At 62.1% G+C, this 23,296-nt stretch carries 24 protein-coding genes and 2 pseudogenes; 8 read left to right on the top strand and 18 right to left on the bottom strand.

Annotation, left to right across the window (positions count from 1 at the left end; translation table 11 throughout):
• Window positions 1-18: 18 nt before the first annotated feature.
• Both cysE and trmJ read right to left on the bottom strand, forming a co-directional pair.
• The gene (gene cysE, locus DCO48_RS04560) at window positions 19-801 is read right to left on the bottom strand and encodes a serine O-acetyltransferase (protein ID WP_116549427.1); all 783 of its coding nucleotides are present in this window, start codon (window positions 799-801) and stop codon (window positions 19-21) included.
• The gene (gene trmJ / locus DCO48_RS04555; RefSeq protein WP_116549426.1) at window positions 801-1,574 is read right to left on the bottom strand and encodes a tRNA (cytosine(32)/uridine(32)-2'-O)-methyltransferase TrmJ; all 774 of its coding nucleotides are present in this window, start codon (window positions 1,572-1,574) and stop codon (window positions 801-803) included. Before trmJ ends, cysE begins: the two co-directional genes overlap by 1 nt.
• Before the next feature lie 145 nt (window positions 1,575-1,719).
• Here trmJ and suhB point away from each other — a divergent pair, with 145 nt between their 5' ends.
• Window positions 1,720-2,538, top strand: a complete 819-nt coding sequence (suhB, locus tag DCO48_RS04550) for an inositol-phosphate phosphatase (protein WP_116549425.1) — start codon at window positions 1,720-1,722, stop codon at window positions 2,536-2,538.
• A gap of 92 nt (window positions 2,539-2,630) precedes the next feature.
• Here suhB and DCO48_RS04545 read toward each other — a convergent pair whose 3' ends face one another.
• The 7 genes from DCO48_RS04545 to rplM all read right to left on the bottom strand — a co-directional run bounded on the left by DCO48_RS04545 (window position 2,631) and on the right by rplM (window position 7,498).
• The gene (locus DCO48_RS04545; protein WP_116549424.1) at window positions 2,631-3,062 is read right to left on the bottom strand and encodes a ClpXP protease specificity-enhancing factor; all 432 of its coding nucleotides are present in this window, start codon (window positions 3,060-3,062) and stop codon (window positions 2,631-2,633) included.
• 17 nt (window positions 3,063-3,079) lie between these two features.
• Entirely contained in the window at window positions 3,080-3,697 is a 618-nt protein-coding gene (locus DCO48_RS04540; RefSeq protein WP_116549423.1) for a glutathione S-transferase N-terminal domain-containing protein, read from the bottom strand.
• Between the two features lie 119 nt (window positions 3,698-3,816).
• Window positions 3,817-4,596: a cytochrome c1 gene (locus DCO48_RS04535; protein WP_116549422.1), complete on the bottom strand. Its 780-nt coding sequence runs from the start codon at window positions 4,594-4,596 to the stop codon at window positions 3,817-3,819.
• Window positions 4,596-5,807, bottom strand: a complete 1,212-nt coding sequence (locus tag DCO48_RS04530; RefSeq protein WP_116549421.1) for a cytochrome bc complex cytochrome b subunit — start codon at window positions 5,805-5,807, stop codon at window positions 4,596-4,598. The genes DCO48_RS04535 and DCO48_RS04530 overlap by 1 nt, the downstream gene beginning before the upstream one ends.
• Window positions 5,807-6,400 carry a ubiquinol-cytochrome c reductase iron-sulfur subunit gene (petA, locus tag DCO48_RS04525; RefSeq protein WP_116549420.1) on the bottom strand — a complete coding sequence of 198 codons (594 nt, stop codon included), beginning with the start codon at window positions 6,398-6,400 and terminating at the stop codon, window positions 5,807-5,809. The genes DCO48_RS04530 and petA overlap by 1 nt, the downstream gene beginning before the upstream one ends.
• A 262-nt stretch (window positions 6,401-6,662) precedes the next feature.
• Complete coding sequence (rpsI, locus tag DCO48_RS04520) at window positions 6,663-7,055, bottom strand: 30S ribosomal protein S9 (RefSeq protein WP_116549419.1); 393 nt, start codon at window positions 7,053-7,055, stop codon at window positions 6,663-6,665.
• A gap of 14 nt (window positions 7,056-7,069) precedes the next feature.
• Window positions 7,070-7,498 carry a 50S ribosomal protein L13 gene (gene rplM, locus DCO48_RS04515; protein WP_116549418.1) on the bottom strand — a complete coding sequence of 143 codons (429 nt, stop codon included), beginning with the start codon at window positions 7,496-7,498 and terminating at the stop codon, window positions 7,070-7,072.
• 246 nt (window positions 7,499-7,744) lie between these two features.
• Between rplM and DCO48_RS04510 the strand changes: the two genes are divergently transcribed.
• Together DCO48_RS04510 and DCO48_RS04505 are read left to right on the top strand one after the other, a co-directional pair.
• Entirely contained in the window at window positions 7,745-8,785 is a 1,041-nt protein-coding gene (locus tag DCO48_RS04510) for an NADP(H)-dependent aldo-keto reductase (RefSeq protein ID WP_116549417.1), read from the top strand.
• Window positions 8,786-8,999: 214 nt separating this feature from the next.
• Window positions 9,000-9,896 carry a GlxA family transcriptional regulator gene (locus DCO48_RS04505; protein WP_165840732.1) on the top strand — a complete coding sequence of 299 codons (897 nt, stop codon included), beginning with the start codon at window positions 9,000-9,002 and terminating at the stop codon, window positions 9,894-9,896.
• 94 nt (window positions 9,897-9,990) lie between these two features.
• On the opposite strand, the gene zapE is transcribed toward DCO48_RS04505, so the two are convergent.
• The 3 genes from zapE to DCO48_RS04490 form a co-directional block, all read right to left on the bottom strand.
• Window positions 9,991-11,085 (bottom strand): cell division protein ZapE, encoded by a 1,095-nt coding sequence (zapE, locus tag DCO48_RS04500; RefSeq protein ID WP_116549416.1) that lies wholly within the window; start codon window positions 11,083-11,085, stop codon window positions 9,991-9,993.
• Between the two features lie 81 nt (window positions 11,086-11,166).
• Complete coding sequence (locus DCO48_RS04495) at window positions 11,167-12,516, bottom strand: tryptophan--tRNA ligase (protein WP_116549415.1); 1,350 nt, start codon at window positions 12,514-12,516, stop codon at window positions 11,167-11,169.
• A 24-nt stretch (window positions 12,517-12,540) separates the two neighbouring features.
• Window positions 12,541-13,176: an alpha/beta hydrolase gene (locus DCO48_RS04490; RefSeq protein WP_116549414.1), complete on the bottom strand. Its 636-nt coding sequence runs from the start codon at window positions 13,174-13,176 to the stop codon at window positions 12,541-12,543.
• A gap of 140 nt (window positions 13,177-13,316) precedes the next feature.
• On the opposite strand from DCO48_RS04490, the gene DCO48_RS04485 reads away from it, so the two are divergent.
• On the top strand, window positions 13,317-13,751 hold the full coding sequence (locus DCO48_RS04485; RefSeq protein WP_116549413.1) for a YhcB family protein: 435 nt from the start codon (window positions 13,317-13,319) through the stop codon (window positions 13,749-13,751).
• 112 nt (window positions 13,752-13,863) lie between these two features.
• On the opposite strand, the gene trxB is transcribed toward DCO48_RS04485, so the two are convergent.
• Entirely contained in the window at window positions 13,864-14,826 is a 963-nt protein-coding gene (gene trxB / locus DCO48_RS04480; protein ID WP_116549412.1) for a thioredoxin-disulfide reductase, read from the bottom strand.
• Window positions 14,827-15,150: 324 nt separating this feature from the next.
• Here trxB and cysZ point away from each other — a divergent pair, with 324 nt between their 5' ends.
• Window positions 15,151-15,879 (top strand): sulfate transporter CysZ, encoded by a 729-nt coding sequence (cysZ, locus tag DCO48_RS04475; RefSeq protein WP_116549411.1) that lies wholly within the window; start codon window positions 15,151-15,153, stop codon window positions 15,877-15,879.
• 42 nt (window positions 15,880-15,921) lie between these two features.
• On the opposite strand, the gene DCO48_RS23165 is transcribed toward cysZ, so the two are convergent.
• Together DCO48_RS23165 and DCO48_RS23160 are read right to left on the bottom strand one after the other, a co-directional pair.
• Window positions 15,922-16,332, bottom strand: a complete 411-nt coding sequence (locus tag DCO48_RS23165; protein ID WP_371919482.1) for a methyl-accepting chemotaxis protein — start codon at window positions 16,330-16,332, stop codon at window positions 15,922-15,924.
• A gap of 132 nt (window positions 16,333-16,464) precedes the next feature.
• A pseudogene (locus DCO48_RS23160) lies at window positions 16,465-17,148 on the bottom strand (PAS domain-containing protein); the annotation flags it as partial.
• 268 nt (window positions 17,149-17,416) lie between these two features.
• On the opposite strand from DCO48_RS23160, the gene DCO48_RS04465 reads away from it, so the two are divergent.
• Window positions 17,417-18,634, top strand: coding sequence for a glycosyltransferase family 1 protein (locus DCO48_RS04465; protein ID WP_116549409.1), 1,218 nt, complete (start codon window positions 17,417-17,419; stop codon window positions 18,632-18,634).
• On the opposite strand, the gene DCO48_RS04460 is transcribed toward DCO48_RS04465, so the two are convergent.
• From DCO48_RS04460 to DCO48_RS04450, 3 genes are all read right to left on the bottom strand, one after another.
• Window positions 18,603-19,706: an NADH:flavin oxidoreductase gene (locus DCO48_RS04460; protein WP_116549408.1), complete on the bottom strand. Its 1,104-nt coding sequence runs from the start codon at window positions 19,704-19,706 to the stop codon at window positions 18,603-18,605. The two genes, DCO48_RS04465 and DCO48_RS04460, sit on opposite strands and share 32 nt — an antisense overlap.
• Before the next feature lie 175 nt (window positions 19,707-19,881).
• Window positions 19,882-20,364, bottom strand: a complete 483-nt coding sequence (locus tag DCO48_RS04455) for a glutathione peroxidase (RefSeq protein WP_116549407.1) — start codon at window positions 20,362-20,364, stop codon at window positions 19,882-19,884.
• A gap of 156 nt (window positions 20,365-20,520) precedes the next feature.
• Window positions 20,521-21,006: a peptidylprolyl isomerase gene (locus DCO48_RS04450; RefSeq protein ID WP_116549406.1), complete on the bottom strand. Its 486-nt coding sequence runs from the start codon at window positions 21,004-21,006 to the stop codon at window positions 20,521-20,523.
• Between DCO48_RS04450 and DCO48_RS22900 the strand changes: the two are divergent.
• Together DCO48_RS22900 and pta are read left to right on the top strand one after the other, a co-directional pair.
• Window positions 20,975-21,091: pseudogene (locus DCO48_RS22900) on the top strand (DUF3565 domain-containing protein); the annotation flags it as partial. The gene DCO48_RS04450 and the pseudogene DCO48_RS22900 overlap by 32 nt on opposite strands.
• A 108-nt stretch (window positions 21,092-21,199) precedes the next feature.
• Window positions 21,200-23,296: a phosphate acetyltransferase gene (pta, locus tag DCO48_RS04440; protein ID WP_116549405.1), complete on the top strand. Its 2,097-nt coding sequence runs from the start codon at window positions 21,200-21,202 to the stop codon at window positions 23,294-23,296.

Here is a 23,296-nt window from a genome sequence, read left to right as displayed (position 1 = left end):
CAGCACACGCCCCTTCTGTCAATGCGCCGACGTGTCGCTACGCAGATCAGCCTTGACCCCGGCGAAGTCTTCATCGCGCAGCGCCGGCAGCTCCTTGGCGCAATAGTCGCTGCCCAGGTTCTTCAGGGCGCCGCACATATCCTCCAGACGCCCATCGACCGCCTGCAGGTGGTCAAGCAACTGGCCGATGGCGCGGGCCACCGGGTCGGGCATGTCTTCGCTGACGCCATAGGCATCGAAACCGATCTTCTCGGCCATGGCCTTGCGCCGGGCCTCCTGCTCGCCATCGGACTTGACGATGATTCGCCCCGGAATGCCTACCGCAGTGGCACCAGCCGGCACCGCCTTGGTGACCACGGCATTGGAACCGATCTTGGCCCCGGCGCCGACGGTAAACGGACCAAGCACCTTGGCCCCGGCACCAACCACCACGCCGTCTTCCAGGGTCGGGTGACGCTTACCTTTGTTCCAGCTGGTGCCGCCCAGGGTCACGCCCTGATAGAGGGTGACATCGTCGCCGATCTCGGCGGTCTCGCCGATGACAATGCCCATACCATGATCGATGAAAAAGCGCCGACCGACCTTGGCCCCCGGATGAATCTCGATGCCGGTCATCCAGCGCCCAAAGTTCGAGACCAGCCGGGCCAGCCATTTCCAATCCTTTTTCCACAGGCAGTGCGCCGCGCGATGCAGCCAGATCGCATGCATGCCCGGGTAGCAGGTCAGCACTTCAAAGGCATTGCGCGCCGCCGGGTCTCGGTGGAAAACGCTTTGGATATCTTCACGCAGACGCTCGAACATCATTGATCCTTCCGTTTATGCGCATCGCCCCGGGCCGCTTTCTGGGTTTCGGTGAGGATGCCACGCAAAATGCTCATTTCCGAACGATTGACCGAGCTGCGCCCATACAGGCGGCGCAGGCGCGACATCAGGTGGCGCGGGTTGGCCGGATCAAGGAAACCGATCTCGACCAGCGCCTGCTCCAGGTGCCCGTAGAACCCTTCCATTTCATCCATGGTGGCCAGCTCTTCAGTGCGCGCCGGCACGACCTCGGTTTTCTCCAACCCGGCTGACTGCTCCTGCTGCCCCAGCCAGGCCATGCGCACTTCGTAGGCCAGCACCTGCACCGCCGCACCGAGGTTCAGCGAGCTGAAGTCCGGATTCGACGGAATGTGCACATGATAATGACAGCGCTGCAACTCCTCGTTGGTCAGCCCGGAGTGCTCGCGACCGAACACCAGGGCGACCTCGCAACCCCCTGCGGCCTGCTCGACGGTCTTCGCGCCACACTCGCGCGGGTCGAGCATCGGCCACGGCAGGCGACGGTCGCGGGCACTGGTGCCGACCACCAGGGTGCAGCCAACCAGCGCCTCTTCAAGACTGGCGACTACCTGGGCGCCGGCCAGCACGTCATCGGCACCGGAGGCGCGTGCGGCAGCCTCCGGGCTCGGGAAGTGCAGTGGATCGACCAGCGCCAGGCGCGACAGCCCCATGTTCTTCATGGCGCGCGCAGCCCCACCGATATTGCCGGGATGGCTGGTGTTGACCAGGACAACACGAATATTTTGCAGCACGGCAGGCGCTCACAGACATGGAAAAAGGGGAGCAAATCTTACAGAACCGACGGACGTTACGCTACGAAAGCGAATGAGGCCCTTCTTCGCGAAAAGTTTTCTGCTAGAATGTCCGGCTTTCTTTAACGACCTAGGTGAAACGTCCATGCAGCCCATGCTGAATATCGCGCTGCGCGCCGCCCGCAGCGCCAGTGAACTGATTTTCCGCTCCATCGAGCGCCTGGATAGCATCAAGGTTGATGAAAAAGACGCCAAGGACTATGTGTCCGAAGTAGACCGTGCTGCCGAGCAGACCATCATCAATGCCCTGCGCAAAGCCTACCCGAACCATTCCATCTACGGCGAAGAAACCGGCCTGCACGCCGGCACCGGCGAGGAAGGCAAGGACTACCTGTGGATCATCGACCCACTGGATGGCACCACCAACTTCCTGCGTGGCGTTCCGCACTTCGCGGTCAGCATTGCCTGCAAATACCGTGGCCGCCTGGAACACGCCGTTGTTCTCGACCCTGTCCGCCAGGAAGAATTCACCGCCAGCCGTGGCCGTGGCGCCCAACTGAACGGTCGCCGTCTGCGCGTCAGCGCCCGCAGCAGCCTGGAAGGCGCCCTGCTGGGTACCGGCTTCCCGTTCCGCGACAACCAGATGGAAGACCTCGACAACTACCTGGGCATGTTCCGCGCCCTGGTCGGCCAGACCGCCGGCATCCGCCGCGCCGGCGCCGCCAGCCTGGACCTGGCCTACGTTGCCGCCGGTCGCTACGACGCCTTCTGGGAGTCAGGCCTGTCCGAATGGGACATGGCTGCAGGCGCCCTGCTGATCCAGGAAGCGGGCGGCCTGGTGAGCGACTTCACCGGCGGTCACGACTTCCTCGAAAAAGGCCACGTCGTAGCCGGCAACATCAAGTGCTTCAAGGCCGTACTGACCGCCATCCAGCCGCACCTGCCAGCCTCGGCCAAACGCTGAGACCCGGCGACCAGATCAGGCCCGGCGCCTGATCTGCGGGCATAAAAAAATCCGACACCCTCATGGGTTGTCGGATTTTTTTTGCGCCTGAATTACTTCACAACCTTCAGGCTCGGCCGACCGCTCGGGCGCGGCGGCTGACCACCGCTCGGCGGACCATCGTCATCCGGCTCAACGCCATCCTCTTCAAGATCGTCGTCTTCGTCGATGATCGACGGCTCGAGCTCGAACACCATGCCCTGACCATTTTCACGGGCATAGATACCGAGAATCGCGCCACACGGCACGAACAGGGTGTGCGACACCCCACCGAAGCGACCTTCGAAGCTGACCGCTTCGTTATCCATGTGCAGATGACGCACGGCGCTCGGCGACACGTTCAGGACAATCTGACCATCGCTGGCGAAACCTTGTGGCACCTGCACCGCCGGAAACTCGGCATTCACCAGGATATGCGGCGTGCAATCGTTATCCACGATCCACTCGTACAATGCACGCACCAGATAGGGGCGACTGGAGTTCATCAACAGCTCCTTAAAACCTAACGCATTTCACGTTCAGCGGAGGACAGGCTTGCCTGGAAAGCTTGGCGGGCAAACTGACGCTCCATGTAATCGAGCAGCGGCTTGGCAGGCCGCGGCAGTTCAATACCCAACACTGGCAACCGCCACAGTATGGGCAATAGACAACAATCGACCAGGCTTAGATCCTCACTGAGGAAAAACGGCTTGTCGGCAAACAGCGGCGACACCCCGGTCAGGCTTTCGCGCAATTCCTTGCGCGCCTGCACACGGGCAGCCTCCTTGCTGCGCGGATCGAGAATCAGGTCGACCAGCGCACACCAGTCACGCTGGATCCGATGGATCAGCAGCCGACTGTTGGCCCGCGCCACCGGATACACCGGCAACAAGGGCGGATGCGGGTAACGCTCATCGAGGTATTCCATTACCACCGTCGATTCATACAACGCCAGGTCACGATCAACCAGCGTCGGCAAACTGCCATACGGGTTTGCCTCAAGCAATTTGGCCGGCTGACGCCCGGCCTCCACGTCGATGATCTCTACGCTGACGCCCTTCTCGGCGAGGACGATGCGCACCCGATGAGAATAGTGGTCAGCGGGGTCGGAGTAGCAGGCTAACCGATTGGTCACGCCCATGGTGGTCCTCCTCGCTTGTTGAAATTGGGAATACACAAATGCAAACGCGCCCTGAGGGCACCCCTGTTATCCAGAGGCACCCCAGGGCGCGCGCTCAACTACCAGAAATTACTGCGTGATCAGTGCACGTCCTTCCAGTATTCGCGCTTGAGCAGGTAGGCGAATACGAAGAAGAAGGCCAGGTACAGCAGCACGTAGGTACCGATGCGTTGGCTTTCCAGTTTGACCGGGTTGGCCGAGTAGGCCAGGAAGGTCACCAGATTCTTGACCTTCTCGTCGAACTGCTCTGGCGTCAGGGTACCGGATTTCGGCACGATGGTCAGCTGATCGCATGCTTCATGCGTCAACGGGGTACCCGTCAGCGGGTCGAATTGCTTCTTGCCATCGACCACCATCTGCACCTGTTTGCACCCGACCACCTGACGACCTTGCAAGCCGACCAGCACGTTCGGCATGCCGACGTTCGGGAATACCTTGTTGTTCACCCCCCAAGGGCGCGCCGGGTCTTCATAGAAGGCGCGCAGGTAGCTGTACAGCCAGTCGGTGCCGCGCACGCGCGCCACCAGGGTCAGGTCGGGCGGCGCCGCGCCGAACCAGGTCTTGGCGTCCGCCGGCTGCATGCTGGCGTTCATGTGATCGCCGATCTTGGCGCCAGTGAACACCAGCTTCTCAAGCATCAGCTCGTGCGGGATACCCAGGTCATCGGCGACCCGCTCGTAACGCTGGAACTTGGCCCCGTGGCAACCCATGCAATAGTTGGCAAAGGTACGCGCACCGTCCTGCATGGCGGCCTTGTCGGTGAGGTCGATGTCGACCTTGTCAAGCGCCAGACCTGGCTCGGCGGCGAAGGTCAGGCTTGGCATCACAGCCAGAATCAATACTGCAAATAGCTTTTTCATCAGCCAGTCACCCTTTCCGGAACCGGTTTGGTCTTCTCAAGCCTGGTGTAGAACGGCATCAGAATGAAGTAGGCGAAATACAGGAAAGTACATACCTGCGAGAGCAGCGTGCGACCCGGGGTTGGCGCCAGTACACCGAGCACACCCAGGATCACGAAGGAAACGCAGAACACCAGCAGCCAGGCCTTGCTCATCCAGCCCTTGTAGCGCATCGACCTGACCGGGCTACGGTCGAGCCACGGCAGCACGAACAGCACCGCAATTGCCGCGCCCATGGCGATTACCCCCAGGAGCTTGTCCGGCACCGCCCGCAAGATCGCGTAGAACGGCGTGAAGTACCAGACCGGAGCAATGTGCTCAGGGGTCTTGAAGGCGTTGGCCTGTTCGAAGTTCGGTTTCTCCAGGAAGTAACCGCCCATTTCCGGGAAGAAGAACACGATCGAGCAGAACACGAAGAGGAACACCACCACACCGACGATATCTTTCACGGTGTAGTACGGGTGGAAGGCGATCCCGTCCAGCGGAATGCCGTTCTCGTCCTTGTGCTTCTTGATGTCGACGCCGTCCGGGTTGTTCGAACCGACTTCGTGCAGCGCCAGGATGTGCAGCACCACCAGGCCGAGAATCACGATCGGCAGGGCCACCACGTGCAAGGCAAAGAAGCGGTTCAGGGTGATGCCGGAGATCAGGTAGTCACCACGAATCCACTGGGTCAGGTCACCGCCGATCACCGGGATGGCACCGAACAGCGAGATGATCACCTGGGCCCCCCAGTACGACATCTGCCCCCATGGCAGCAGGTAACCCATGAACGCTTCGGCCATCAGCGCCAGGTAGATCAGCATGCCGAACAGCCAGACCAGCTCACGCGGCTTCTGGTACGAACCGTAGAGCAGGCCACGGAACATGTGCAGGTAAACCACGATGAAGAACGCCGAGGCACCGGTGGAGTGCAGGTAGCGCAGGATCCAGCCGTATTCGACATCACGCATGATGTATTCGACCGAGGCAAACGCCTCTTCGGCCGACGGCGTGAAGCTCATGGTCAGCCACACGCCGGTAACGATCTGGTTGACCAGAACCAGCAGGGCCAGGGAGCCGAAGAAGTAGAAGAAGTTGAAGTTCTTCGGCGCGTAATATTTGCTGAGGTGGTCTTCCCACATCTTGGTCGCGGGGAAGCGGGCGTCTACCCAGTCCATGAACTTGCTCATCATGCTTTCTCCTGGTCGACGCCAACGACGATGATGTCATCGGACTCGTACGAGTGCGGCGGCACGGGCAGATTGAGAGGGGCCGGCTGGGACTTGTAGACGCGACCGGCGAGGTCGTAGTGCGAACCGTGGCAAGGACAGAAATAGCCGCCCACCCATTTCGGCCCGAGGTCGACCGGAGCAACTTCAGGACGGAAGGTCGGCGAGCAACCGAGGTGCGTGCACAGGCCGACCAGCACCAGAATTTCGGGCTTGATGGCGCGGTTTTCCGGGTCGACGTAGGCCGGCTGTTCCGAAGCTTTGGATTCAGGATCGGAGAGGTCGCCCTGAATTTTTTTCAGATTGCCGAGGATCTCTTCAGTTCGCCGCACGATGAACACTGGCTGACCGCGCCATTCAGCAATCAGCTGCTGACCCGGCTCGACCTTGGCGATATTGACCTTCACCGGTGCACCAGCAGCTTTCGCCTTGGCACTGGGGAACCATGACCCTACGAACGGGACCGCAGCCCCCACCGCTCCTGCAGCACCCACCACGGACGTGGCTGCTACAAGGAAGCGACGCCGGCCTGCATTGACGCCGTCATTGCTCATTCAGTCCTCTCCCATCAGCTTTATGGCCTGTTGCAACAGGCATCTACTAAGTAATTTCTGAACTGCTTAAAATTTGCCGCATGGTAATGAAAAGACCCTGCTCTGACAAGGTGATTAGCCTGGCTAAAGGCCTGCATCCCTTGCACCTGTTGACTTGCGTCTATGCGGCAAGTTGTCACAGAGAACAATAGCCTCATTTATTCAAGACATAAAAAAAGCCCGGTTCCACTGGAACCGGGCTTTTTTTGAACGCCGAAGCGAATTAACGCTTGGAGTACTGAGGACGCTTACGTGCTTTACGCAGGCCGACTTTCTTACGCTCAACTTCACGAGCGTCACGAGTCACGAAGCCAGCTTTACGCAGGGCGCTACGCAGAGTCTCGTCGTATGCCATCAGCGCACGGGTGATACCGTGACGGATTGCACCGGCTTGACCGCTGACACCACCACCGGCAACGGTGACGTAGATGTCGAATTTCTCGGTGGTTTCAGTCAGTTCCAGCGGCTGGCGAACTACCATGCGCGCGGTTTCACGACCGAAGAACACGTCCAGAGAACGGTTGTTGATGGAGATGCTGCCAGTACCCGGACGCAGGAAAACGCGTGCGGTTGCAGTCTTGCGACGGCCAGTGCCGTAATTTTGAGTCGCCGACATAATGAACTATTCCGTTAAATCTTCAGTTCTTGGGGCTGCTGAGCAGTATGAGGGTGAGCAGCGCCCGCATAGACTTTCAGCTTACGGTACATGTCGCGACCCAGCGGGTTCTTAGGCAGCATGCCTTTTACCGCGGTCTCGATCACGCGCTCAGGGGCCTTGGCGATCAACTTCTCGAAGTTGATTTCCTTGATGCCGCCCGGGAAACCGGAGTGGGAGTAGTACATTTTGTCGGTGGTCTTGGCACCAGTGACACGTACTTGCTCGGCGTTGATGACGACGATGTAGTCGCCAGTGTCAACGTGAGGCGTGTACTCTGGCTTGTGCTTGCCACGCAGACGGCTCGCGATTTCGGTGGCCAGACGACCCAGGGTCTGACCAGCAGCGTCGACGACGAACCAGTCGCGCTTTACTGTTTCCGGTTTAGCAGTAAAAGTTTTCATTCTTTATAGCCTCAGGGGCCGCCCAGCAAAATAGACGGCGGATCTTACTGAATAGTGCGTACTTTGACAAGGTCAAAGGCAGCCGGATGCGGACGCTATCGGGGGCTCGGGTCAGCGCGTCCAGAATACGGCAAGATTCTTCGGCGAGCGGGGCATCACTTCCACTGCTGAGAGAGCCCGGGAATTATCCAGATTGCGCAAAAAATATCAACCTGCTTTTATGCTTCTTTTGCCGTGGAGAAGCACATGGACTATCGCCAGCTGGGCCGTACCGACCTCAATGTGAGCGCGCTGTGCCTGGGCACCATGACCTGGGGCGAGCAGAACGACCAGGCCGAGGCTTTCGCCCAGATCGCGCGGGCCAAGGCCGCCGGCGTCAACTTCATCGACACTGCCGAAATGTACCCGGTGCCGCCCCGCCCCGAGACCTACGCGGCCACCGAGCGCGTCATCGGCAACTGGTTCCATGCGCGCGGCGATCGCGCCGACTGGATCCTCGCCAGCAAGGTCGCCGGCCCCGGCAACGGCATCAGCCACATTCGCGACGGCCAGCTCAAGCACAACCGCCAGCACATCGTCGCGGCCCTGGACGAAAGCCTCAAGCGCCTGCGCACCGACTGGATCGACCTGTACCAGTTGCACTGGCCCGAGCGCAGCACCAACTTCTTCGGCAAGCTGGGCTACCAGCACCTGCCGCAGGATCACTTCACCCCACTGGAAGAAACCCTCGAAGTGCTCGACGAGCAGGTCAAGGCCGGCAAGATCCGTCACATCGGCCTGTCCAACGAAACGCCCTGGGGCACCATGAAGTTCCTCCAGCTGGCGGAAAGCCGCGGCTGGCCGCGGGCGGTGTCGATCCAGAACCCGTACAACCTGCTCAACCGCAGCTTCGAAGTGGGCCTGGCAGAAATCGCCATCCGCGAGCAATGTGGCCTGCTGGCCTATTCGCCGCTGGCGTTCGGCATGCTCTCGGGCAAATACGAGAACGGTGCGCGCCCGGCCAACGGCCGCCTGACCCTGTTCAGCCGCTTCGCGCGCTACTCCAACCCGCAAACCGTGGCGGCCTGCAGCCGCTACGTGCAGTTGGCCCGCGAGCACGGCCTGGACCCGGCGCAAATGGCCCTGGCGTTCGTCACCCGCCAGCCATTCGTCACCAGCAACATCATCGGCGCCACCTCGCTCGAACAGCTCGACAGCAACCTGGCCAGCATCGACCTGAAGCTTGGCGAAGAGCTGCTGGCCAGCATCGAAGCGCTTCATCAGGAGCAGCCCAACCCCGCACCCTAAGCGGCTTAAACGGTTCCTGTGTACAACACAGGAACCGAGGGTAGACACAATCGCCAAAAAATAAGACGATCCAGCCGGTGATTGACCACTCTACCCTATAAGAATAACGACAATGATGTTTACCCAACCCACCGCGTCCCTGCGGCGCGTCAGTATCCTGGCCATCGACAAGGTGTTCGCATCGACGCTGATGCAAGCCAAGGATTTCTTCCACCTGGCCAGCCTGCGCTACGGCAAACAGCTGGGCCTGGGCCTGCAACCGATGTTCGAGACTCGTCTAGTGAGTCCCGATGGTTTGCCTGTACACAGCTTCAGCGATGTGTCGGTGCCCGTGGACAGTGGCCTGGAACAGGCCGATATCATCATCCTGCCGGCGTTCTGGGATGACTTCGATGCGCTCTGCCAGCGCTACCCGCAAGTGCTGCCCTGGCTGCGCGAGCAACATGCGCGCGGCGCAGTGTTGTGCGGCGAGGCCAGCGGGGTGTTCTGGTTGGCCGAGGCAGGCTTGCTCGACGGCAAGGAGGCGACCACCTACTGGCGCTTCTTCAACCAGTTCGCCGAGCGTTTCCCCAAGGTTACGCTGAACCAGGACAAACACCTGACCGACGCCGACAACCTCTACTGCGCTGGCGGCACCACCTCGGCCTGCGACCTCTATATCTACCTGATCGAACGCTTCTGCGGGGCCAACGTGGCGCAGGCCGTGGCCCGCGACATCCTTTACGAGGTACAGCGCAACTACACACCGGGGCGCATGGGCTTTGGTGGGCAGAAATTGCACCAGGACCTGATCATCCTGCAGATCCAGCAGTGGCTGGAGGAGCACTTCGCCGACAAGTTCCGTTTCGAGGATGTCGCGCGCAACCATGGCATGAGCATTCGCAACTTCATGCGCCGCTTCCAGAGCGCCACGGGCGATAAGCCCCTGCACTACCTGCAGCGGTTGCGTATCGAGACGGCCAAGGGGTTGTTGTCGGGAACGCGCAAGAGCATCAAGACCATCAGCTATGAGGTCGGCTACGACGATGCGAGTTTCTTTGCCCGGTTGTTCCGCCAGCACACGGAGTTGTCGCCGAACCAGTATCGGCAGCAGTTCATGCAGGAGGCCTAGAGAAGCAAGCTACAAGCTACAAGAAAAGGCAGAAGCCAATCGCGACCGGCTTTGTTCTCTCTTGCAGCTTGAAGCTTAAAGCTTGCAGCTGACTTTAAGGCTTATGCGCCCGCGCCAGGAATTCGTGGGACTGCATTTCCAGCAACCGGCTGAGGGTCCGCTGGAACTCGAAGGTCAGGCGACCGCCGGTGTACAGGTCCTTCAGCTCGACTTCCGCCGAGATGATCAGCTTCACGTTGCGGTCGTAGAACTCGTCGACCATGTTGATGAAGCGCCGCGCGATATCGTCGGTGGCCACGCCCATCTGCTCGACACCGCTGAGCAGTACCGCATGGAAGATCTTGCCCAGTTCGATGTAGTCGTTCTGGCTCCGCGGGCCGTCGCACAGTTCGCGGAAATCGAACCAGGCCACGTCGTCGCAGGTGCGCAACGCACGAATCTCGCGGTTCTCGATCATCAGCACATCGTTCTCGACCGCTTGCGTGCATTCCGGGGTCAGCGCGCGGAAGCTCTGGCGCAGGCTTTCATGCGCCGCCTCGTCGAGCGGGAAGTGGAACAGCTCGGCCTGCTCCAGGTGACGCAGGCGATAGTCGACGCCGCTGTCGACGTTGACGATCTCGGTGTTCTGCTTGATCAGGGCAATCGCCGGCAGGAACCGCGCACGCTGTAGACCGTCCTTATAGAGGCCGTCCGGGACGATGTTGGAGGTGGCGACCAGGGTCACGCCGTTCTTGAACAGCTCCTCCATCAGGGTGCCGAGAATCATCGCATCGGTAATGTCGGAGACGAAGAATTCGTCGAAGCAGATTACCCGTGCCTCGTCGGAGAAACGCTTGGCAATCACGGTCAGCGGGTTCTTCTCGCCCTTGAGGGTTTTCATTTCCTCGTGGACACGCTTCATGAAGCGGTGGAAGTGCGTACGCGACTTCTGCTTGAACGGCAGCGCTTCGAAGAACGTATCGACCAGATAGGTCTTGCCGCGCCCTACCCCACCCCAGAAATACAGGCCCTTGACCGGTGCCTGGTCCTTCTTGCCGAACAACTTGCCGAACACCCCCGGCTTGTTGTTTTGCGCGGCGACCAGGTCGTCGTACAGGCGCTGCAAGTGACGCACCGCTGTTTCCTGCGCCGCGTCATGGAAGAAATCGGGACGTTTAAGATCTGCTTGATATCGTTCTAGGGGCGTCATAATTCGTTAGCAAGGCAACAAAAGCGGGCCGTCACTGTAGCGACGGCCCTGGGTAATGGCAATCAGACTTCCGATAAGCCGTTAGTCCTGCTGTGGCTGCAAGGCCGCACGCAGGTTATCGATCGCCGCGTCGCGGGCAGCTGCGTCGGCGAACTGCGGGCTGTCGGCGACACACGCGTCGTTCAACCACAAGGTGAAACCCAGGCCTTCGCTGCGCACGTCCAGCGCTTCGCCGGTTTGCAGTTGCTTGCTCACTGCGCCAGCAGCCTTGCCGTCGGCGAAGTGCCGCGACAGCAGCAGTTGCTCGCCATCGGCGGCCAGCAGGCGGAAGCGGAAGCTGCCATCGTCTTCACGGAAGCTGACAAAGCGCGCCGCCTTGGCGGCCTTCTTCTTGACCTCGGTGCCGGCCTGCACGCTGGTACGGAACGAGCGCAAGCCGACCGCTTCGCGCAGTTGTTCAAGGAACGGCGTGGCGATCTTGCGCGCCTTCTGCGCGCCAGCCAGGAGGATGTCCTCCAGATCGGCCGGGCGCGCGATCAACTGGTGATATTGCTCGCGCGGCCCTGCCAGTTGGCCATCGAGCAGTTGGAACAGGCGCTGCTTGGCTTCGCCCCAACCCAGGCCCTGCAGCAGCTCGCTGCGGAACGCGTCGGCCTGCGCCGGCGTGGCGAAGGCCTGGAACAGGGTGAACAGGTGGGCGTTGTCCGGGTCTTTCGCTTCGCCCGGCGCACGCGAGTCGGTGACGATGCGCGAGATCGCGTCTTTCATCTCTTTCGCACTGGTGAACAGCGGGATAGTGTTGTCGTAGCTCTTGGACATCTTGCGCCCGTCCAGGCCCGGCAGCGTGGCCACGCTTTCCTCGATCAGCGCCTCGGGCATGGCAAAGAACTCCTTGCCCTGGCCGAACAGGTGATTGAAGCGCTGGCCGATGTCGCGGGCCATTTCCACGTGCTGGATCTGGTCACGACCGACCGGCACCTTGTTGGCGTTGAACATCAGGATGTCCGCAGCCATCAGCACCGGGTAGCTGAACAGGCCCATGCTGACACCGGCGTCCGGGTCTTCACCGCTTTCGACGTTCTTGTCCACCGAGGCCTTGTAGGCGTGCGCGCGGTTGAGCAGGCCCTTGGCCGCCACGCAGGTCAACAGCCAGGTCAGCTCGGGAATTTCCGGGATGTCGGACTGGCGATAGAAGGTCACTCGCTCCGGGTCCAGGCCACCGGCCAGCCAGGTCGCGGCGATTTCCAGGCGCGAACGCTGGATACGCTGCGGGTCGTCGCACTTGATCAGCGCGTGGTAGTCGGCCAGGAAATAGAACGAGTCGACACCTGGCTCGCGGCTGGCGAGGATCGCCGGGCGGATCGCGCCAGCGTAGTTGCCCAGGTGGGGCGTGCCCGTGGTGGTGATACCGGTAAGGATACGAGTGGTCATGGGTTATCGCTTATCAGGCTTGAATCAGTTCGAAAGGCGCGGCAGCACCAGATCCTTAAGATCGGTGAGCTTGCCGTGGAAAAAGTGTCCGCATTCTGCCACTTTCAGCAGCTCATGGGGGCGCGCAAGTGCGTCGGACCAGGCGTAAACCAGCTGCGGGTCGATGACTTCGTCGCTGTCCGGTTGAATCACGCTGAGCGCGCAGCCTTGCGGCACGTTGTCGTGCTCGCCGAGGCGCATCACCGCCGGGGCCACCATGAACAACTGCTGGATCGCTACGCCATCCGCCTCCAGCCGGCCGCCCAGGGCCGTGGCAACAAAACCGCCGAAGGAGAAGCCCATCAGCGTCAGCGGCAGTTGCCGGTGGTGCGCCAGCAACCAGCGCGCGGCGGCCTCGGCATCGTCGACTTCACCGCTGCCCATGTCGTGGCTGCCGGCACTGGCACCCACGCCACGGTAGTTGAAACGCAAGGTCACATAACCGGCATCGCGCGCGGTGCGCTGCAGCATCGACACCACCTTGTTGGTCATGGTGCCGCCCTGAACCGGGTTGGGGTGGCACAGCAGAACCATGCCGCGGGCGTCGGCAACGTCCAGGTACAGGGCTTCCAGTTGGCCAGCCGGGCCATCGATCACTACTGGGGTTTCGCGGATAAGCAAGGAATAAACTCCGTGACCTCGGAAAGGGTCGACTCGTCTAGCTGAATGATTCTGTTCTGAGATATTTGCGATGGTTCGCGGTATACAGCGCAGGTCCGAGCCGTTAACGTAAAGCAAAGCCGTTTATAGAGGAAGGACTCGTGGAACACTCGCTCTTAGTTTGGTTGTTGCCGACCCTGGCCCTGGCAGTGGGCGTCGTCGTTGGTTTCCTGGTCGCCCGCCTCTTGCCCAATGCTGCGCCGAGCAGCACTCAGCGGCAGCTGGACGATATCCAGGAACGCTTCGACAGTTATCAGAGTGAAGTGGTGACCCACTTCAACAGCACCGCTGCGCTGGTCAAGAAACTCACGCAAAGCTACCAGGAAGTCCAGGACCACCTGGCCGATGGCGCAAACCGCCTGGCACTGGACGAAGTCACCCGCCAGCGCCTGCTGGCTGCCCTGCATTCGGAAGCGGCACAAGGCCCACGCGACCGCCTGACGCCACCGAAAGACACCGAAGTGCCACGCGACTATGCACCAAAGGCGCCGAACTCGCCGGGCATGCTGGACGAGCACTACGGGCTGAAGCGCTAAGCACAGCCTGCCAACAAAAAGCCCCGCATCTCACGATGCGGGGCTTTTTTGTCTCTGCCGGGAGCGGCGATGCGGCGAGCCGATGCGTCCCGCGATCAGCCGCTAGGCAATATCAGAGCGCAGCGTTCTGCAGACCATCCAGGTAACGCTCGGTGTCCAGTGCCGCCATGCAGCCGGCGCCGGCCGAGGTGATCGCCTGGCGGTAGACATGGTCGGCCACGTCGCCTGCGGCGAACACGCCTTCGATGTTGGTCGCGGTAGCGTTGCCGTCACGGCCGCCATTGACCACCAGGTAGCCGTCCTTCAGGGTCAACTGGCCTTCGAACAGCGAGGTGTTCGGGGTATGACCGATAGCGATGAACACACCGTCGACCTTGATTTCATCGAAGCTGCCATCGTTGTTCTTCAGGCGCGCACCGGTCACCCCCATGTCGTCGCCCAGCACTTCGTCCAGGTTGGCATTCAGCTTCAGCTCGATCTTGCCTTCGGCAACGCGGGCGTTCAGCTTGTCGACCAGGATCTTCTCGGCGCGGAAGGTTTCACGGCGGTGTACCAGGGTGACCTTGCTGGCGATGTTGGCCAGGTACAGCGCTTCCTCAACAGCGGTGTTACCACCACCGACCACCGCCACCGGCTTGTTGCGGTAGAAGAAGCCGTCACAGGTGGCGCAGGCGGAAACGCCCTTGCCCATGAACGTCTCTTCCGACGGCAGGCCCAGGTAGCGAGCGCTGGCGCCCGTGGCGATGATCAGGGCGTCGCAGGTGTACGTAGCGCTGTCGCCCTTGAGGGTGAACGGCTTGTTGCGCAGTTCCACTTCGTTGATGTGATCGAACACCACTTCAGTCTCGAAGCGCTCGGCGTGCTCCTGCATCCGCTGCATCAGCGCCGGGCCGGTCAGGCCGTGGGCGTCGCCCGGCCAGTTGTCGACTTCGGTGGTGGTGGTCAACTGGCCACCAGCCTGCATGCCGGTGATCAGCAGCGGCTTGAGGTTGGCGCGTGCAGCGTAAACGGCGGCGCTGTAACCGGCAGGGCCGGAACCCAGAATGATCACTCGCGAATGACGTACTTCAGACATGACACTCTCCTGGTGAGCGGCCGCCCGGGCGGCCAGCCTCTGGCATTAAAAGGAACCGACGAAGCCTTGGGGAAGGCCTTGAGCCGCCGGTTCAAAAGCGTTGAAAAATTGTGCGCACTGTAGCGAGGGTGCAGAGATTAAGGAAATATCCTTAGACAATCCACCTTATAGAAGCTCTCTATTCAGCCTATTGAGCTTCAGCTGTTTGCCTATGATTCCTACACCCGGACATTTGTTACAGCCCGTTGCCCGCAGCCGGCCGCGCTTTCGCCGGGCCGGCAAACTCGGTAAGGTCGGCGCGATTACCACCGCTTGGAGCCCTTTATGCAAGCCCCTGTACTTTCCGGCCCGCAATACCTGCGCGAGGGCCTGAAACTGATTCTGAGCCCAGGCCTGCGCGCGTTCGTGCTGCTGCCGCTGGCAGTCAATTTGCTGCTGTTCGTCGGCCTGATCTACCTGGCCGGCCATCAGTTCAGCCTGTGGGTCGATTCGCTGATGCCGACCCTGCCCAACTGGCTGAGCTTCCTCAGCTATATCCTCTGGCCACTGTTCGTCGCCCTGGTGGCGTTGATGGTGTTCTTCAGCTTCACCATGCTCGCCAACATCATCGCCGCGCCGTTCAACGGTTTCCTTGCGGAGAAGGTCGAAGTGGTGGTGCGTGGCAACGACGACTTCCCGGCTTTCAGCTGGGGCGAACTGCTGGCAATGGTGCCGCGCACGCTGGGCCGCGAAATGCGCAAACTGGGCTATTTCGCCCCACGCGCACTGGCGCTGTTCGTGCTGTCGCTGATTCCGGTGGTGAACATCGTTGCCGCACCGCTGTGGCTGCTGTTCGGCATCTGGATGATGGCAATCCAGTACATCGACTACCCGGCCGACAACCACAAGCTCAGTTGGCAAGACATGCTCGCCTGGCTGCGGGCCAAGCGTTGGCAGAGCCTGGGCTTTGGCGGGTCGGTGTACCTGGTGCTGCTGATCCCGTTCGTCAACATCCTGATGATGCCGGCAGCGGTCGCCGGGGCGACGCTGTTCTGGGTGCGCGAGCGCAACTGAAGTAACACGGCTGGCCGCCGCCAAAGGCAGCGGCCAGTACCATCAGTGGCCCAACTGATTGGAGAACTGCCCTACCGCACTCACCACCTTCTGCGCGCCTTCCTGAATCTCGACGATCACCGTGCCGGTTTCACCGGCCAGGCTCAGGCCCTGTTCGGCCTGACGTTTGCTGCTGTCGATGATGTCCACCGCAGCCTTGGCCAACTGTTCGTTTTGCTGCACCACACGGGCAATTTCCTCGGTGGCGCTGCTGGTGCGCGACGCCAGCTGGCGCACCTCGTCGGCGACCACCGCAAAGCCACGGCCCTGCTCGCCGGCGCGCGCCGCTTCGATGGCCGCGTTTAGCGCCAGCAGGTTGGTCTGGCCGGCGATGTCGCTGATGGTCTTGATGATCGAACCGATCACCTGCGACTGCTTGTCCAGCGCCTCGATGCCTTCGGCCGCCTGCTGCATGTAGGTTTCCAGACCGCGCATCACTTCCACGGTCTGCGTCACCACGTCGGTGGCCTTGCGCGCGCTGGTGTCGGTTTCCAGCGAGGTGGTATAGGCAATGTCCGCAGCCTGCGCCACGGCCGCTTCCTGATTCACCTGATCGGTGATCACGGTGGCGAACTTGACCACTTTGTACAGCACATCATGGGCGTCGATGATCGGGTTGTACGACGCTTCCAGCCAGATCACCCGACCGTGGGCGTCGATGCGCTTGAAGCGATCGGCGACGAACTCGCCACGGCGCAGTTTTTCCCAGAACGCATGGTAGGCCGCCGAGTTGTACTCCTCTGGTTCGCAGAACATGCGGTGATGCTTACCGCGCACCTGTTCCAGCGTGTAACCCACCGACTGCAGGAAACGATCGTTAGCGGTCAGCACTTCGCCCTGCAGGTTGAACTCGATCACTGCCGTGGAGCGCATCAGCGCCTTGATCAGGCTTTCATGCTCACGCGATGTTTCGATGGTGCGGGTCAGGTCACTGGAGTGCAGCGTAAAGTACTTGATGCGCCCTTCGCTGTCTTTCACCGGCTGCAGGATCGAGCGCAGCCAGGCCTCCTCGCCATTGTTGCGCAGCAGGCGGAAAGCGCCGTTGAGGTGCTCGCCACGGCTGATGGCCTGCTTCATGCGCTTGTAGAAATCCAGCGGTTTGACGTACGCCGGCACGATGTCATCGATGGCCCGGCCAACCAGTTGAAGGCTGTCGTAGCCCATTTCCTTTTCAAAGTTGCTGTTGACCGACTCGATGCGCCCCTGTGGGTCGAGTTGCAGCACCAGCATTTCGCTGTCGAGACTGCTTTTGACCTGTTCGATGGACATCAGGTCTTCGCGCAGCTGGAGGATTTCTTTTTTCAGTTTGCTGTTGAACATAACCGCTCTCCCGGAGCGCACACATCAGTCGAATGCATCTGCATCGGCTGCGTGACGGACATACTTGAGCGGCTTTCCGCCTTATATTTTTGCCGCCACAGATGCCAATGATCGGGCGTCATGGTTCTGTCACATTGGCGTCATGTGCGCGCAATCCGGCAGTTTGACACTGCCCTGCATGAGCACATCTTCTCTGCGCGTCACCCTCATCAGCGAAACCTTCCCACCGGAAATCAACGGCGTGGCCAATACCCTCGGCCGGCTCAGCGAAGGGCTCTGCCTGCGCGGCCATCAGGTCGAGCTGGTGCGCCCGCGCCAGGCAGGCGATGCGCCCGGCGTTGGCGGCGCGGGACTGCTGCTGTGCCGTGGCTGGCCTTTGCCCGGCTACCCCGGCTTGCAATGGGGCGAGGTGTCGATGCACAAGCTGCTGCGCCGCTGGCGCCGCGAGCGCCCGGACGTGCTCTACATCGCCACCGAAGGCCCGTTGGGGCTAAGCGCCCTGCGCGCGGCACGGCGCCTGGGGATAGCCGTGGTCAGTGGCTTTCACACCAACTTCCAGCAGTACTCGCACTTGTACGGCCTGGGCCTGCTGACGCGGCTGCTCACGCACTACCTGCGCTGGTTCCATCGCCGCACCCACACCACCCTGGTGCCCAGCGCCAGCCAGCGCGTGGAACTGGAGCGACGTGGTTTCGAACGCCTGACCCTGATGGCGCGCGGCGTCGACAGCCAACTGTTCAACCCCGCCCGCCGCAGCCAGGCGCTACGCGAACAGTGGGGCCTGGACGAAAACGACATTGCCCTGCTGCACGTCGGCCGGCTGGCCCCGGAAAAAAACCTCGGCCTGCTCGGCCAATGCCTGACGGCGCTGCGCCAGACTTATCCACAACAACGCATGCGCCTGATCGTGGTCGGCGACGGACCGCAGCGCGCAACGCTGCAACAGCAACTGCCGGATGCACTGTTCTGCGGCACGCAGCGTGGCGAAGCGCTGGCCGAGCACTATGCGAGTGGGGACATTTTCCTGTTCCCGAGCCTCACGGAAACCTTCGGCAACGTCGTGCTCGAAGCACTGGCTTCGGGGCTGGGCGTGGTGGCCTTCGACGAAGCGGCGGCGGCCCAGCATATTCGCCACGGCCATAGCGGCGCCTTGGCGATGCCAGGCGATACCGCAGCATTCATCGACGCCACCAGTTGGTTACTGGAAGACCGCGAGACCCTGCGCCGGGTACGCCTGAATGCCCGTCAGCACGCCAGCCGCCAGGGCTGGCCGGCGATCGTCGAACAATTCGAGATGCACTTGCGCGCCGCCTGTCAGCACAGCCCCGAGCCCGCCGAAGCGCGGGCTGACCAGGGCCTGCTGGTCAAACCAGGCTCGTCAGCGCCTCGCGGCTGAACGGCAGGATTTCCGCCTCGCGACCGTCGCGTACCTTGGCCGCCCATTGCGGATCGACCAACAGCGCGCGGCCGACGGCAACCAGATCGAACTCCTGGTTGTTCAAGCGCTGCAACAGGTTCTCCAGGCTGGCCGGTTGCGCCACCTTGTCGGTATCGACCATGAACTGCAGGAACTCGCCATCCAGGCCGACGCTACCGACAGTGATGGTCGGCTTGCCGGTGAGCTGGCGGGTCCAGCCGGCGAGGTTGAGCGGGCTACCGTCGAACTCCGGCTCCCAGAAGCGCCGAGTGGAGCAGTGGAAGATATCCACACCGGCATCGCTCAACGGCTGGAGGAAGGCCCGCAACGCTTCAGCGCTATGCACCAGGCGAGCACTGTAGTCCTGCTGCTTCCACTGCGAGAAACGGAAGATGATCGGGAAGTCCGGGCCGACGGCGGCGCGGACCGCCTGGATCAGTTCGATGGCGAAGCGCGAGCGGCCAGCCAGGTCGCCGCCGTACTCGTCGCTGCGCTGATTGCTGACATCCCAGAAGAACTGGTCGATCAAGTAGCCGTGCGCGCCGTGAATCTCCACGCCATCCATGCCGATGGCCTGGGCATCGCGAGCAGCCTGGGCGAAGGCAGCGATGACGTCCTGGATGTCTTGCTGGCTCATGCCGTGCACCACGACATTGCCGTCCTTGCGCTTCTCGCTCGGGCCATAACCGGGCACGCTGGCGTCCGGCTCGGTGCCGATACGGCGCACGCTACCGACGTGCCAGAGTTGCGGGACAATCTTGCCGCCTTCGGCGTGCACCGCCTCGACCACTTTCTTCCAGCCGGCCAGGGCGTCTTCGCCGTAGAAGCGCGGCACGTTCGGGTAGCCGTTGGCAGCCTGGTGGCCGACGGTGGTGCCCTCGGTAATGATCAGGCCGACGCCGGCCGCCGCGCGACGACGGTAATAATCGACCACTTTGCCATGAGGGACGCCGCCAGGGCAGAAGGTACGGGTCATCGGCGCCATCACGACGCGGCTCGGCAGCTCAAGGGCGCCCAGGTGGAAAGGTTGGAACAGTGGGTTGACCGACATGAGGCGCTCCTCAGTGAGATGAGCGACCGAGGATAGGGCTGGGCCAAGGCGGCGCCCAGTACTATTGATTTGCGTGATTAGGGGGCTGCCTTGCAGCCCATCGCGGGACGAGCCCGCTCCCACAAAGGCATTGTGCTGCCCTGTGGGAGCGGGTTTGTCCCGCGATGCTGCTGCATCAGGCCAACGCTTTTTCGACCGCCTGCACCAGCGCCGGATCATCCGGCGCGGTACGCGGCGAGAAGCGCGCCAGTACGCGCCCGTCCTTGCCCACCAGAAACTTCTCGAAGTTCCAGGTGATATCCCCAGGAAACTCCGCCCCCTCGCCCGCCAGCAGGCGATACAGCGAATGGCGCTGCGGCCCGTTGACCTCCAGCTTGCTCCCCAGCGGGAAACTCACGCCGTAGTTCAGGCTGCAGAACGCGGCAATCTCCGCCTCGCTGCCCGGCTCCTGCCCGGCAAACTGGTTGCACGGCAACCCCAGCACGCTGAACCCCTGCGCCTTGTAGCGCTGGTAGAGATTCTCGAGCGCCGCATACTGCGGCGTCAGGCCACACTTGGAGGCGACATTGACCACCAGCACCACATGGCCCTTGAACGGAGCCAATGGCAATTCCTGGCCATCGAGCGCCAGCAACTTCAGCTCATGAAATGCACTCATGACGAACTCCCCTCTCCCGTCTGCTTGCCACGACGGCCGGCGACAAGCAAATCCAGCCCACTAAAAAGGCGCCCGTCCAAGCCGTCTACCCCCTGTGGAGGGTCAGACAAACTTGCCCGAGCGCCTTCGCGACGTTTTGAGCTTAGCGCAGAAAACTTAGTGGTGATGACCACCTTCGCCATGGACGTGGCCATGCGCGATTTCTTCTTCGCTGGCGTCACGGATGTTGACGATCTTCACTTTGAAGTTCAGCTTCTGACCCGCCAGCGGGTGGTTGCCATCGACGGTGACGTCGTCGCCGTCCAGGTCACGGATGGTGACGATCTGCATCTGGCCGTCCGGTGCCGAAGCGTGGAACTGCATGCCGACTTCCAGTTCGTCGACGCCTTCGAACATGCTGCGGTTCAGGGTGCTGACCAGCTCGGCCAGGTATTCGCCATAGGCGTCTTCCGGCTCAACGGCCACTTCCAGTTCGTCACCGGCAGTTTTGCCTTCCAGGGCTTTTTCCAGGCCCGGGATGATGTTGCCTGCGCCATGCAGGTAGACCAGCGGAGCGCCGCCGGCGGAGCTGTCGATGACCTCACCAGCGTCGTTGGTCAGGGTGTAGTCGATGGAGACAGCCTTGTTGGCGGCGATCAGCATGGGGCGAGACCTTTTGCATAAGAATGTAGAGCGAACAAGTGTAACCAACGCATCGCCCGAAAGCGAACGCAACCCGGACAAACGGGATCCTGCCCACTGCGGCATTTTCCTCTGACGGGTGCGCAGCAGGGGCCGATAGCGATACCCTTGGCAATTGCTTCTTTTTGCAACAGCTCACTGTCGAGATGCTCGCATGCAGACATTTTTCATCGCGCCGACCGATTTTGGTGTCGGCCTGACCTCGATCAGCCTGGGCCTGGTGCGCACCCTTGAGCGCGCCGGGCTGAAGGTCGGCTTCTTCAAGCCGATTGCCCAGCCGCACCCTGGCGACACCGGCCCGGAACGTTCCACCGAACTGATCGCCCGCACCCACGGCCTGAAGCCGCCGCAACCGCTCAGCCTGGCGCACGTCGAGCGCATGCTTGGCGATGGCCAGCTGGACGAGCTGCTCGAAGAAATCATCACCCTGTACCAGCAGGCTTGCGTCGGCAAGGACGTGCTGGTGGTCGAGGGCATGGTCCCGACCCGTCATGCCAGCTACGCCGCGCGGGTCAACCTGCACCTGGCGAAAAGCCTGGATGCCGAGGTGATTTTGGTGTCGGCGCCGGAAAACGACGTGCTCGCCGAGCTGTCCGGGCGGGTCGAACTGCAGGCCCAACTGTTCGGCGGCCCGCGCGACCCGAAAGTGCTCGGGGTGATCCTCAACAAGGTGCGCAGCGACGAAGACATGCCGGCCTTTGCCGCGCGCCTGGCCGAGCATTCGCCACTGCTGCGCGGCGGCGATTTCCGCCTGCTCGGCTGTATCCCGTTCCAGGCCGGGCTGAACGACCCGCGTACGCGCGATGTGGCCGAGCTACTCGGGGCCCAGGTGCTCAATGCCGGCGACTACGAAAGCCGGCGGATGAACAAGATCATCCTCTGTGCGCGCACCGTGGCCAACACCGTGCCACTGCTCAAGCCGGGCACCCTGGTGGTGACGCCGGGCGACCGCGACGACATCATCCTCGCCGTCAGCCTGGCGGCGATCAACGGCGTGCCGCTGGCCGGCCTGCTGCTGACCAGCGACAGCAAGCCCGACCCGCGCATCCTCGAACTGTGCCAGGGCGCACTGCTGGCCGGCCTGCCGATCCTGTCGGTGAGTACCGGCTCGTACGACACCGCCAACCAGCTCAACGGGCTGAACAAGGAAATCCCGGTGGACGACCGCGAGCGCGCCGAGATCATCACCGACTTCGTCGCCAGCCATCTCGATGCCGACTGGCTGCACCAGCGCTGCGGCACCCCGCGGGAAATGCGCCTGTCGCCAGCAGTGTTCCGCTATCAGTTGATCCAGCGGGCGCAGCAGGCCAACAAGCGTATCGTCTTGCCGGAAGGTGCCGAGCCGATGACCGTGCAGGCAGCGGCCATCTGCCAGGCCCGCGGGATTGCCCGCTGCGTGCTGCTGGCCAAGCCCGACGACGTGCAGGCGGTGGCCCGCGCGCAAGGCATCAGCCTGCCCGAAGGCCTGGAGATTCTTGACCCGGACTTGATCCGCGAGCGCTATGTCGAGCCGATGGTCAGCCTGCGCAAGAGCAAGAGCCTGAACGCGCCGATGGCCGAGCAACAGCTGGAAGACCCGGTGGTGATCGGCACCATGATGCTGGCGCTGGACGAGGTCGACGGGCTGGTCTCCGGCCTGGTGCACTCCACCGCCAACACCATCCGCCCGGCACTTCAGTTGATCAAGACTGCGCCGGGCTGCAGCCTGGTGTCGTCGGTGTTCTTCATGCTGTTCCCCGAACAGGTGCTGGTGTACGGCGACTGTGTGATGAACCCGCACCCGAGCGCGGCGGAACTGGCGGAAATCGCCCTGCAGAGCGCCGACTCGGCGCAGGCCTTCGGCATTGCCCCGCGGGTCGCGATGATCAGCTATTCGAGCGGCGACTCGGCCAGCGGCGAAGAGGTGGAGAAAGTCCGCGAAGCCACCCTGCTCGCCCAGGAAACCCAGCGCAGCCTGCAGATCGACGGCCCGTTGCAGTACGACGCCGCCGCCAACCAGGACATCGCCCGCCAGTTGGCACCGAACAGCAAGGTGGCCGGGCGCGCCACAGTGTTCGTGTTCCCCGATTTGAACACCGGCAACACCACGCACAAGGCCGTGCAGCGCAGTGCCGACTGCGTCAGCCTGGGCCCGATGCTGCAAGGCCTGCGCAAACCGGTCAACGACCTGCCGCGCGGCGCGCAGGTCGACGATATCGTCTACACCATTGCCCTGACTGCGATTCAGGCCAACCGCTCGATGGAAAACTGA

The organism is Pseudomonas sp. SDI (genome assembly GCF_003105155.1).
Classification (GTDB): Bacteria; Pseudomonadota; Gammaproteobacteria; order Pseudomonadales; family Pseudomonadaceae; genus Aquipseudomonas.
Note: the sequence above shows the minus strand (reverse complement) of the source record. Positions and strands in the feature narration are given on the sequence as shown.

Bases quoted from the DNA above. Each gene is read 5' to 3' on its own strand.
- cysE (WP_116549427.1), bottom strand. From the start codon at position 801: ATGTTCGAGCGTCTGCGTGAAGATATCCAAAGCGTTTTCCACCGAGAC.
- suhB (WP_116549425.1), top strand. From the start codon at position 1,720: ATGCAGCCCATGCTGAATATCGCGCTGCGCGCCGCCCGCAGCGCCAGT.
- DCO48_RS04545 (WP_116549424.1), bottom strand. From the start codon at position 3,062: ATGAACTCCAGTCGCCCCTATCTGGTGCGTGCATTGTACGAGTGGATC.
- DCO48_RS04540 (WP_116549423.1), bottom strand. From the start codon at position 3,697: ATGGGCGTGACCAATCGGTTAGCCTGCTACTCCGACCCCGCTGACCAC.
- DCO48_RS04535 (WP_116549422.1), bottom strand. From the start codon at position 4,596: ATGAAAAAGCTATTTGCAGTATTGATTCTGGCTGTGATGCCAAGCCTG.
- DCO48_RS04530 (WP_116549421.1), bottom strand. From the start codon at position 5,807: ATGAGCAAGTTCATGGACTGGGTAGACGCCCGCTTCCCCGCGACCAAG.
- petA (WP_116549420.1), bottom strand. From the start codon at position 6,400: ATGAGCAATGACGGCGTCAATGCAGGCCGGCGTCGCTTCCTTGTAGCA.
- rpsI (WP_116549419.1), bottom strand. From the start codon at position 7,055: ATGTCGGCGACTCAAAATTACGGCACTGGCCGTCGCAAGACTGCAACC.
- rplM (WP_116549418.1), bottom strand. From the start codon at position 7,498: ATGAAAACTTTTACTGCTAAACCGGAAACAGTAAAGCGCGACTGGTTC.
- DCO48_RS04510 (WP_116549417.1), top strand. From the start codon at position 7,745: ATGGACTATCGCCAGCTGGGCCGTACCGACCTCAATGTGAGCGCGCTG.
- zapE (WP_116549416.1), bottom strand. From the start codon at position 11,085: ATGACGCCCCTAGAACGATATCAAGCAGATCTTAAACGTCCCGATTTC.
- DCO48_RS04495 (WP_116549415.1), bottom strand. From the start codon at position 12,516: ATGACCACTCGTATCCTTACCGGTATCACCACCACGGGCACGCCCCAC.
- trxB (WP_116549412.1), bottom strand. From the start codon at position 14,826: ATGTCTGAAGTACGTCATTCGCGAGTGATCATTCTGGGTTCCGGCCCT.
- cysZ (WP_116549411.1), top strand. From the start codon at position 15,151: ATGCAAGCCCCTGTACTTTCCGGCCCGCAATACCTGCGCGAGGGCCTG.
- DCO48_RS23165 (WP_371919482.1), bottom strand. From the start codon at position 16,332: ATGCAGCAGGCGGCCGAAGGCATCGAGGCGCTGGACAAGCAGTCGCAG.
- DCO48_RS04465 (WP_116549409.1), top strand. From the start codon at position 17,417: ATGAGCACATCTTCTCTGCGCGTCACCCTCATCAGCGAAACCTTCCCA.
- DCO48_RS04460 (WP_116549408.1), bottom strand. From the start codon at position 19,706: ATGTCGGTCAACCCACTGTTCCAACCTTTCCACCTGGGCGCCCTTGAG.
- DCO48_RS04455 (WP_116549407.1), bottom strand. From the start codon at position 20,364: ATGAGTGCATTTCATGAGCTGAAGTTGCTGGCGCTCGATGGCCAGGAA.
- DCO48_RS04450 (WP_116549406.1), bottom strand. From the start codon at position 21,006: ATGCTGATCGCCGCCAACAAGGCTGTCTCCATCGACTACACCCTGACC.
- pta (WP_116549405.1), top strand. From the start codon at position 21,200: ATGCAGACATTTTTCATCGCGCCGACCGATTTTGGTGTCGGCCTGACC.